At 73.3% G+C, this 9,678-nt stretch carries 11 protein-coding genes; 4 read left to right on the top strand and 7 right to left on the bottom strand.

What is annotated here, in order from left to right:
• The first annotated feature begins 49 nt into the window (after window positions 1-49).
• From KAK03_RS23290 to KAK03_RS23300, 3 genes are read left to right on the top strand one after another with little or no spacing between them, the layout of a single operon-like run.
• Entirely contained in the window at window positions 50-919 is an 870-nt protein-coding gene (locus tag KAK03_RS23290) for a DUF4394 domain-containing protein (RefSeq protein ID WP_210857076.1), read from the top strand.
• Entirely contained in the window at window positions 916-1,515 is a 600-nt protein-coding gene (locus tag KAK03_RS23295; RefSeq protein ID WP_210857077.1) for a methylamine utilization protein, read from the top strand. The genes KAK03_RS23290 and KAK03_RS23295 overlap by 4 nt, the downstream gene beginning before the upstream one ends.
• A complete protein-coding gene (locus KAK03_RS23300; RefSeq protein WP_210857078.1) occupies window positions 1,512-3,866 on the top strand; it encodes a putative bifunctional diguanylate cyclase/phosphodiesterase in 2,355 nt (784 codons plus the stop codon). The genes KAK03_RS23295 and KAK03_RS23300 overlap by 4 nt, the downstream gene beginning before the upstream one ends.
• On the opposite strand, the gene KAK03_RS23305 is transcribed toward KAK03_RS23300, so the two are convergent.
• The 5 genes from KAK03_RS23305 to KAK03_RS23325 form a co-directional block, all read right to left on the bottom strand.
• Window positions 3,849-4,226 (bottom strand): thioredoxin family protein, encoded by a 378-nt coding sequence (locus KAK03_RS23305; protein WP_210857079.1) that lies wholly within the window; start codon window positions 4,224-4,226, stop codon window positions 3,849-3,851. The two genes, KAK03_RS23300 and KAK03_RS23305, sit on opposite strands and share 18 nt — an antisense overlap.
• A 42-nt stretch (window positions 4,227-4,268) precedes the next feature.
• Window positions 4,269-4,649, bottom strand: coding sequence for a rhodanese-like domain-containing protein (locus KAK03_RS23310; protein ID WP_210857080.1), 381 nt, complete (start codon window positions 4,647-4,649; stop codon window positions 4,269-4,271).
• Window positions 4,650-4,660: 11 nt separating this feature from the next.
• On the bottom strand, window positions 4,661-5,662 hold the full coding sequence (locus KAK03_RS23315; RefSeq protein WP_210857081.1) for an SLAC1 anion channel family protein: 1,002 nt from the start codon (window positions 5,660-5,662) through the stop codon (window positions 4,661-4,663).
• 88 nt (window positions 5,663-5,750) lie between these two features.
• Window positions 5,751-6,548 (bottom strand): sulfite exporter TauE/SafE family protein, encoded by a 798-nt coding sequence (locus tag KAK03_RS23320; RefSeq protein ID WP_210857082.1) that lies wholly within the window; start codon window positions 6,546-6,548, stop codon window positions 5,751-5,753.
• Window positions 6,545-7,903: a DUF3422 family protein gene (locus KAK03_RS23325; RefSeq protein ID WP_210857083.1), complete on the bottom strand. Its 1,359-nt coding sequence runs from the start codon at window positions 7,901-7,903 to the stop codon at window positions 6,545-6,547. The genes KAK03_RS23320 and KAK03_RS23325 overlap by 4 nt, the downstream gene beginning before the upstream one ends.
• Before the next feature lie 78 nt (window positions 7,904-7,981).
• On the opposite strand from KAK03_RS23325, the gene KAK03_RS23330 reads away from it, so the two are divergent.
• Entirely contained in the window at window positions 7,982-8,593 is a 612-nt protein-coding gene (locus KAK03_RS23330) for an SAM-dependent methyltransferase (RefSeq protein ID WP_210857084.1), read from the top strand.
• A gap of 20 nt (window positions 8,594-8,613) precedes the next feature.
• Here KAK03_RS23330 and KAK03_RS23335 read toward each other — a convergent pair whose 3' ends face one another.
• Window positions 8,614-9,102 carry a Spy/CpxP family protein refolding chaperone gene (locus KAK03_RS23335; RefSeq protein ID WP_210857085.1) on the bottom strand — a complete coding sequence of 163 codons (489 nt, stop codon included), beginning with the start codon at window positions 9,100-9,102 and terminating at the stop codon, window positions 8,614-8,616.
• Window positions 9,103-9,207: 105 nt separating this feature from the next.
• Window positions 9,208-9,465: a hypothetical protein gene (locus KAK03_RS23340; protein ID WP_210857086.1), complete on the bottom strand. Its 258-nt coding sequence runs from the start codon at window positions 9,463-9,465 to the stop codon at window positions 9,208-9,210.
• Window positions 9,466-9,678: the final 213 nt, after the last annotated feature.

The following is a 9,678-nucleotide window of genomic DNA, read 5'->3' on the forward strand; positions in this document are numbered from 1 at the left end:
GTCCAGCCCCACAGCGCTGTGTTACTTTCAGTCACATCAAGGACCCGCCATGCCGCTGCGCCTGCTCCCGACCCTCGCCGCACTCGCCGCCCTGGCGCTGGGTGGCTGCAGCCTGCTGCCGATCCCGGCCACGCCGCCGGCCGCCAGCGGGGGCAGCGGCGGCGAGTTCGTGCGAGCGCTGACCCCTGACCATCGCCTGCTGGGCTTTGCCGCCGCCGCACCGCAGACCCTGGTCAGCCAGTGCGCGATCAGCGGCCTGAAGCCGGGCGAGCAGCTGCTGGGCATCGACTACCGCGTGGCGCGTGGCCAGCTCTATGCGCTGGGCCGCAGCGGCCAGCTCTACACCATCGACACCGCCCAGTGCGCGGCCAGCCCGGTGGGCACGGGCATCGGCTGGCCGCTGCTGGGCGCGCGCGTGGGCATCGACTTCAACCCCACGGTCGACCGCCTGCGCGTGGTCACCGAGGCCGGCCAGAACCTGCGCGTGCACCCCGACACCGGCCGTGTCGTCGACGGCGCCCCCGACACGCTGCTGGGCTACGTCAACACCGATCCGCACGCCGGCCACACAGTGCGCGTGGTGGCCGCCGGTTACACCTACAACAAGGACAACGAGAAGGTCACCACCAACTACGCGATCGACCTGGGTCTGGCGCAGCTGGTGATGATGGGCTCGCACGAGAGCAAGGTGCCGCCGGTCTCGCCCAACACCGGCCGGGTGATGAGCGTCGGCCCGCTGGGCGTGGACGGCGTGGTCGAGGCCGACCTGGACATCTCCGACCTGAAGAACCAGCCGCTGGCGATGCTGCGCACCGACCAGAGCCGCCTCTACCGCATCGACCTGACCACCGGCCGCGCCACGCTGATCGGCCCGATCGGCGACGGCGGTCCGATCCGCAGCATCGCGATCGAACCATGAGGTGCGCCGCCACGCTGCTGCTGACCGCCGCGGTCCTGACGGACGCGGCGACGGCGGCCAGCGTGCGCGTGACGGTGCTGAACCCGGCCGGCACGCTGCTGTCGGACGCGGTGGTGATGCTCGAATCCACCACCGGGCGCACCGCGCCCAGGCCGCTGGCCAGTGCCGAGGTGGGCCAGCAGGACAAGCGCTTCCAGCCGCAGGTGGCGGTGGTGCCGGTGGGCACGCGGGTGGACTTTCCCAACCGCGACACGGTGCGCCACCATGTCTACTCGGTGTCCGAATCCAAGCGCTTCGAGATCAAGCTCTATGTCGGCCGCCCCGAGAAGCCGGTGCTGTTCGACAAGCCCGGCGTGGTGGTGCTGGGCTGCAACATCCACGACAGCATGATCGGCTGGATCGTGGTGGCCGACACGCCCTGGTACGGCCGCAGCGGGCCCGATGGCGTGGTGCAGATCGCCGACGTGCCGCCAGGCAGCTACCGGCTGCGCACCTGGCATCCGGTGCTGCCGGCGGGCAGCATGGGCGTCGAGCAGCCGCTGGCCGTGGCCGGTGACACCGAGATGTCGGTGCGCCTGACGGGAGCCGCGCGGTGAAGTCGCGGCCGTTCTGGCGCAGCCTGGGCGGGCGCATCGTGCTGGTCTTCGTCGCGCTGCTGCTGGCGGTGCAGGGCGTGTCGCTGCTGCTGACCCGCCTGGGCATCGAGCGCAGCGCGCGCGGGCTGATCGACGTGCGGCTGTCGCACGGCGAGGCCCTGCTGCGCGAGCAGCTGAGCCAGCGCGGCGAGCTGCTGCAGGCCGCCGCGGCCACGGTGGGCGCCGACTACGGCCTGCTGTCGACGCTGCAGGGCGAGGTGGATGCCGACACCGTGCGCTCGGCGCTGGAAGACAAGCTGGGCCGCCTGCGGCCGGCGCGCCTGGCCGCGGTGCTGGACCGCCAGGGCCGCCTGCTGGCGGCGGTGGGGCCGCAGGCCGCCGCGCTGGCCCAGCAGGCCGCACGCCTGGACGACGGGCGCTGGCAAGAGGCCCGCCTGGTGCGGCTGGGCGAGCTGCCCTCGCAGGTGGTGAAGGTGCCGATCGGTCAGCGCGGCGAAGCGCCCAGCGGCTGGCTGCTGGCCGCCGTGCCGCTGGCCGACCTGCTGCCCGAGCTGGCCCGCCTGGCCCAGGCCGAGCTGAGCCTGATCGGCCCGCAGCAGGTGCTGGCCAGCACGCTCAGCCCGGCCCGCGGCACGGCTGCGCTGGCGCCGCTGCTGCGGGTCGGCCCGGCGGCGCAGGAGCTGACGCTGTCGGGCGCTGCCCTCGAGGTGCGCCGCGTCGAGCTGCCGGCGCTGGGTGACACGGCGGTGCCGATGGTGCTGTCGCTGTCGATCGACGAGGCGGTGCGCCCCTACGAGGGCCTGCAGGGCAGTCTGCTGCTGGTCAGCGGCCTGGGCCTGGGCCTGTTCGCGCTGGGCAGTCTGCTGACGGCGCGCCGCCTGACCGCGCCGATGCAGGGCCTGGTCGATGCGACACGCCGCCTGGGCCGCGGCGACTACGCCACGCCGGTGGCGGCCGTGGCCAGCGACGACGAGATGGCCGAGCTGGCCCAGGCCTTCGAGGGCATGCGCCAGGGCATTGCCGAGCGCACCGAACACATCCGCCAGCTGGCCTTCTGGGACACGCTGACCGGCCTGCCCAACCGCAGCCAGTTCGAGGACGAGGCCGGGCGCCTGCTGCCGGGCGACGGCGGCGCGGCGCTGCTGATGCTCAACATCGACCGCCTGGAGCGCGTCAACCAGGTGCTGGGCCGCGCGGCCGGCGACCAGGTGCTGCGCCAGGTGGCCCAGCGTCTGCGCGCGCTGGCGCTGGACCTGCCCGAGCGCCACCCGCTGGTGGCCCGGCTGGGGGGCGACGAGTTCGCGCTGCTGCTGCCCGGCGCCGACCTGGCCCGCGCGCGCGAGGTGGCGCGCCTGGTGCAGCGCCAGCTGACCGAGCAGGCGCTGGTGCTGGACGGCTCCACGGTGGACCTGTCGGCCGGCATCGGCATCGCGGTGGCGCCGCTGCACGCCGCCGACACCGAGACCCTGCTCGCGCGGGCCTTGCTGGCGCTGACCGAATGCAAGCGCCGCACCGCCGGCATGCTGGTCTACGACCCGTCCATCGACGCCGGCAGCGCCCAGACGCTGTCGCTGCTGGGCGAGCTGCGCCAGGCGATCCGCGGCCAGGAGCTGCGCCTGTACCTGCAGCCCAAGCTGCGCCTGGGCGACGACCAGGTGGTGGCGGCCGAGGCCCTGGTGCGCTGGCAGCACCCGCAGCGCGGCCTGGTGCCGCCGGTGCAGTTCATTCCCTTCGCTGAAGAGACCGGCTTCATCCACGAGCTGACGCTGTGGGTGGTCGACGAGGCGGCGCGCCAGGCGGCGCTGCTGCGCGCCCAGGGCCTGTCGCCGCGCATCTCGGTCAACCTGTCGGCGCACGACCTGATGAAGCCCGAGCTGCAGCAGCGCCTGCGCACCGCGCTGCAGCGCCATGGCGCCGAGCCGTCCTGGCTGTGCCTGGAGATCACCGAGAGCGCGATCGCCCACGACCCGCAGCGCGCGCTGCAGACCCTGCATGCGCTCAAGGCCGAGGGCTTCCGGCTGTCGATCGACGACTTCGGTGCCGGCCAGACCTCGCTGGCGCAGCTGATCGACCTGCCGGTGGATGAGCTGAAGCTGGACATGCTGTTCGTGCGCACCATGGACCAGGACGCCGACAAGGCCTCGATGGTGGGCGCGCTGGTGCGCATGGGCCACGACCTGCGCCTGAGCGTGGTGGCCGAGGGCGTGGAGAACGCCGCCATCCTGCAACGCCTGCGCGCGCTGGGATGCGACGAGGCCCAGGGCTGGCACATCGGCAAGCCGATGCCGGCCGAGGAGCTGCCGTCCTGGTTGCAGGCGCGGGCGCTGCTGGCCTCAGTCCAGCGCGCCTGAGTGCTGGAGCGCCAGCACGGCGCGCGCCAGCACCTGGCTGCCGGCGTCGCTCAATCGCGGCAGTGCGGCGCGCGCGGCCTCGGCCAGCATCCGCTCGACCACCGCCGCATGCGGCAGCACGGTGCCGAAAAAGCGCGGCGTACCGTCCTGCACCAGCAGCAGCGTCGGGAAGTTCTGGATGTCGGGGGCGTGGCCGTCATCGTCCTCCAGCGCATCGGCATGGTCCTCGATGTCGACCCAGACGAAGCGGGCCTGCGGATGGCGGTCGGCCAGCGCGTCAAAGGTGGCACGGTAGGCGTCGCAGGTGGTGCACCAGCCGGCGCACAGGCAGGCCACGAGCAGTTGCGGGGCGGCGGTCATGCCGCGCAGTGTGCCGCAGCTTCAAGGCCCCCACTGTGCGCCTCAGCCGAAGTTGGGCTGTTCGGGCTTGGCGACCGGCTGTCCGGCGGCCACCCAGGCGTCAAAGCCGCCGGCGATCGAGCGCACGTTGAGGTAGCCCATCTCCTGCATCGCCACCGCTGCCAGCGCGGCGCGGCCGCTGGTCTTGCAGTACAGCAGCACCTTCAGGTCGCGGGCCTGCAGCGCCGGGTTGCTGCTGAGCTTGAACTCCAGCAGGCCGCGCGAGGCGTGGATCGCACCGGGGATGTGGCCCGCGGCGAACTCGGACTCCTCGCGCACATCGATCAGCACGTCGGCCTCGCGCAGCGCGGCGGGCGCCTCGACGGCGGAGACTTCGCTGACCCGTGCCTTGGCGGCCATCACCAGGTCCATGGCGTTCTTCATCGGGGGGCTCCTCAGGCGGCAGTGACGGGAATGATCGGGGCCACCGGCTCGGGCGCCAGCAGCGTGCCATCGCGCAGGCCGCGCACCGTGCCCATGGCCAGGCCCAGGATGATGATGCTGGTCAGCGCCAGCAGCACCGGGCCGGCCACGGCCATCGGGCTGCCCACCTCGGCCAGGCGCAGCGTCAGCGAGGTGAAGGCCGCCAGCGGGAAGCTCATGCCCCAGTGCGGCAGCGCGAACGGCAGGTTGCGGATGCGCCCGGCCAGCGCATAGCCGACCCAGGCGAAGGTGAAGGCCGCCATCCCCCAGCAGGCCCAGGCCACGCTGCCGGAACCCCCCAGTTGCAGCACACCCAGCCCGGCCAGTGCCGGCGGCGCGATCAGGATGAAGGCGGTGGGCAGCAGGCGCTCGGGCACCGGGCCCTGCACCACCAGCCGAACCAGCAGCAGCACCAGCACCACCGGCCAGAACAGCAGGCCGATGCCGAACTGCGCCGCCGCCCACAGCTCATGCCCCAGCGGCACGCCGCCCAGCGGCGCGATGATGTTGCCCACCACCGGGATGAACAGCGCCGGCGTCACCGCCATCCAGCTCAGGCCGCCCTGGGCGGCGGGCGTCCACCAGCGCGCCATCACCCACAGCGTGGTGGCCAGCTGGCCCAGCGAGCCGGCCCACCACAGCGCGCTGACCAGCGGATGCTGCACGCCCAGCTGGGCCGCCAGCGAGCCCAGCAGCATCGCCGAGACCGGCAGGGTGGCGATGAAGGCATGGCGCACCGGGTGCCTGCGGTCCTCGGCCCAGGCCTCGGGGTGGCGCTGGCCGCGCAGCACCGTGAAGACCAGCAGCGTGACAAACACCAGCGCCGCCAGGCTGCCCACCACCAGCGCAAAGCCGGTGGCCATCTCGCCCATCAACGGCGCGGCGCGCAGCCAGGCCAGGGCCAGACCGGTCAGGCCCATCGGGATCGCGTACCAGCCGGGCTGGAGGAACTTCAGGGGAGTGGGATGCGCCATGGGGGAGGGGGAAGAGCGGCCTGCAGCCGGTGATTGTGCGGCGACGGTGAAGGCCTTGCAGCCCCCCGGGATGATACCCTGTTGGGTATCAGCGCAGCAGCACCCGCGCCAGCAGCAGCAGCGCCACCACCACGCACACCGCGGCGAACAGCCGGCGCAGCGTGCGTGAGGGCAACTGCCCCGCCACGCGCCGGCCCAGCAGCAGCGCGACGATCGCCGAGCCGCTGAACACGCCGGCCTGCAGCCCATCGAGCTGGCCGAACTGCAAGGCCCCGGCCAGTCCGCCCACCGCCGACAGCGCCACCGCGCCCAGCGAGGTGGTGGTGATGCTGCGCGTGTCCAGGTCGGTGGCCCGCGTGAGCGCCGGCACGATGACGAATCCGCCACCCACGCCCAGCAGTCCGCCGACCAGGCCCACCGCCACACCCGTGGTGGCCAGTACCCAGGCGCAGGGCGCGGTCCAGTGCAGGCGGCCCTCGTCGGGGTTGACGCGGCAGGGCCGGCCGTCGAGGGCCTCGCTGCCGTCGCGCACCGGGTCGCGCCGCGCCATGCGGCGCGCCGTCAGCAGCATCACCCCCGCAAAGCCCAGCAGCAGCGGCTCGGGAGGCAGGCGCTGCGCCAGCCAGACGCCCAGCGGCGCGGTCAGCAGCCCCAGGCCGCCGACCAGCGCGGCGGCGCGGTAGCGCAGCACGCCCTCGCGCCAGCCCAGCCAGGCGCCGGTGCCGGCCGCCACGCCCACCGCCAGCAGCGCCAGCGGTGCCGCCTGCTGCACGCTCAGGCCGGTGGCGAACACCAGCAGCGGCACTGCCAGCACGCCACCGCCGGCGCCGGTCAGCGCCAGCACGGCGCCGACCACGGCGCCCACCAGGGCCAGCGTGCCGGTCAATGCGCGTCGCCCATCAGCCGGGCATGGACGCGCTGCGTGGCCTTCCAGACCACCCACAGCACCAGCGGGATCAGCGCGCCCGCCGCCATCTCGGGGTTGATCGGCAGGCCCAGCGACTTCAGCGCCTTGCCACCGTAGAGCAGCAGACTGACCACGTAGTACGAGATGGCCGCGATCGACAGGCCCTCCACCGTGGACTGCAGGTTCAGCTGCAGCTGCTGCCCGCGGGTGAGCTTGGCCAGCAGCTGCTGGTTCTGCGTCTCGGTGGCGATGTCCACGCGGGTGCGCAGCAAGGCGCTGACGCGCTCGGTGCGCTGGCTCAGCGAGGCCAGGCGGCCGGCGGTGGCCGCCACCGTGGCCATCGCCGGTGACAGGCGGCGCTGCATGAACTCGCCGATCGTCTGCGTGCCCGGGATGGGCCGCTCGCGCAGCTCGGCGATGCGCTGGCGCACCAGCGCGTCGTAGGCCTGGGTGGCCGAGAAGCGGAAGGCGTGCTCGGCGGTGGCCCGCTCGATGCGGGCGGCGACGTGGATCAGCGCGTCCAGCAGCTCGGCCTCAGAGGCACTGCGCGCCTCCAGCCGGGCGGTGACCGAGGCCAGCTCGTCCTCGCTGCCGGCCAGCAGCGGCGCCAGCTCCTTGGCCAGCGGCAGGCCGCGCAGCGCCATCAGGCGGTAGATCTCCAGCTCCAGCAGGCGCTGCGAGATGCGGCCGGCGCGCGTCTCGCTGGTGCCCGGCGGAGCGATCACCAGCATGCGCTCGAAGCCGTCATCGGTGCGGCGGAAGTTGGTGATGGCGATCGAGTGGCCGTTGCCGGCCTCGCCATTGCCCATCAGCGAGGCCACCACGGTCTTGCCGCCGAACCAGCGCTGGCCCAGCGCCAGCGCCGCGTGCGGGTCCTCGATCGGGTGGTTCACCATCACCAGTTGCACCGCGGCCACGGTGCGGCCGGGAATCGCCTGCCACCAGTCGGTGGCGATGCGCAGCCCGGGCAGCAGCGCCGGCTGCACCGCGCCCAGGGCTGCGTCGTCGGGCAGCGGCTGCACCAGTGCGTAGCGGGTGAACTCGGTGTGGCGCTCCCACTTCAGCGTGTGGTCGGCAAAACGCAGGCGCAGGAAGTTGCCCGCCAGGTCCGCCGGTGTCAGGTGGGCATGGCCGGGCAGGCGCTGCAGGTGGGCGCACTCGTCGTCGCGGCTGACGCCCTTGTTGAGCACCGCAACGAAGACCACCAGCGCCGGCAGGCGGATGCGCGCCGAGGGGCGGGCATGCACCTCGTCGTGCAGCACGGCGCGCAGCGGGTCGTCGGGCGGCAAGGCGCGCGGGGCGCGGTCGGCGTCGGCTTCAGGGGTGTTGCTCATGGGCAATGCGGCGCAGCAGGCGGTTTGGTGCGCAGTATGACCCGACAATGCCCGCTGGACCGATCAGCCGCGCACGCCATGCAAGACCAGTGGAACGACCGCTTCGCCGCCCCCGGCCACAAGTACGGCACCGAGCCGAACGCCTTCCTGCGCCGACAGGCCGCGCTGCTGGCCCCGCACTCGCAGGTGCTGGTGCCGGGCGACGGCGAGGGCCGCAACGGCGTGTGGCTGGCCACCCAGGGCCACCAGGTGCTGGCGCTGGACTACGCCGAGAACGGCCTGGCCAAGGCCCGGGCCCTGGCCGCCGAGCGTGGCGTGGCGCGGCGCTACGAGGCGCGCTGGGCCGACCTGTCCGCCTGGACCCCGCCTGAACAACGCTTCGACGCGCTGGTACTGGTCTACTGCCACCTGCCCTCGGCCGTGCGGCGCGTGGCGCATGCGCAGCTGGCCGGGCTGCTGTCACCCGGCGGCTGGTGCATCGTCGAGGGCTTCCACCCGGGCCAGCTGCAGGGCTATACCAGCGGCGGACCCAAGGACCCGGACATGCTGCTGACGCTGGCCGACCTGCGCGCCGAGATGGGCGATGTGCTCGACGAGATCGAGGCCTTCGAGGGCGAGGTGCCGCTGTTCGAAGGCACCGGGCACCAGGGCCCGGGCTTCGTCACGCGCTGGGTGGCGCGGCGGCGCTGAGGCGCCACCGGTGCGCCGGGTCAGCGACCCGGGCCGCGCGGCGGGCGGCTGCCAGGGGCCTCGCGGTCGAACACGGCGCGTTGCTCGGTGCTGAGCACCGCGTACAGCGCCGTCATGGCCGGCTGGCCGGCCTCGAGCGCGGCGGTTCGGCGCTTGAGCGCGGCGATGTGCGCGGCCAGGCGGTCGGGGGCGGTGGCGCTGCCGGCCAGCTTGTCCATCTCGTCGCGCTCGGCGCGGGCCGCCTTGGCCTGTTCCGCCACCTGGGCGGCAAAGGCCGTCCAGGCCGATTCCTGGCCGGCTTGCAGCTTCAGGTCGGCCTTCAGGCGCTCCAGGTGCCGGGCCGCATGCTCGGCCGGATCGCCGTTCATGCGGGCGTGCTGGGCGCGTGCGGCATGGCCGTCACATGGGCGGCCAGCGTCGGGACAGCCGGGCGCGGCCAGCGCAGCGCCGGCCAGGCACAGGGCGAACAGGCCGGCGGCACCAGCCTTGAATGCGGGGGAGCGAAGCATGGTGGTTCCTTTCGAGGTCAACGGGCCGATCGGCACCGTCCAAGCCCATTCCAACCGGGCGATGTCAAGCCCGTGTGTCTCGCGCGCTTCGCTGGTTGCGCCAGGTCAATGCAGCGGTCGTCGGCTGAGCCAGGTCCACAGCCTGTGGCCCTGGATGCTGCGCCCGCCCACCCGCTGACGCAGTCGCTCGGCCAGGCGCAGGTCGGTGCCGATGCGGACCACCACCACCGATTCACCCGGCCCGCCCGCCGACTCATGCACGTCCAGCCGCGCCGCCCCGCACGGCGCCAGCAACGCTTCCAGCTCCTGCCGGTCCAGCCCGCTGGGCACCCCGCCCACGATCAAGCGCCACGTCGCACCCATCACGAACCTCCCTGGTCATGAAGCTTCGGGCCCGGACTGCACCCGCAACCCGGCCATGGCCTCGTATCGGCCGCGGAGGCGGATGGTTCAGTGCGCGCGTCTGTGGTGGGTCAAAGAAACGTTGATGGACCGCTTGCTGCCCACAGCGGCCGTTGGCCGCGATGGGCCATGCCTGCTGCAGTACGCCAACGGTGGATTCAGCCAAGGCCTGAG

It is taken from the genome of Ideonella alba, from assembly GCF_018069845.1.
Lineage (GTDB): Bacteria > Pseudomonadota > Gammaproteobacteria > Burkholderiales > Burkholderiaceae_C > Ideonella > Ideonella alba.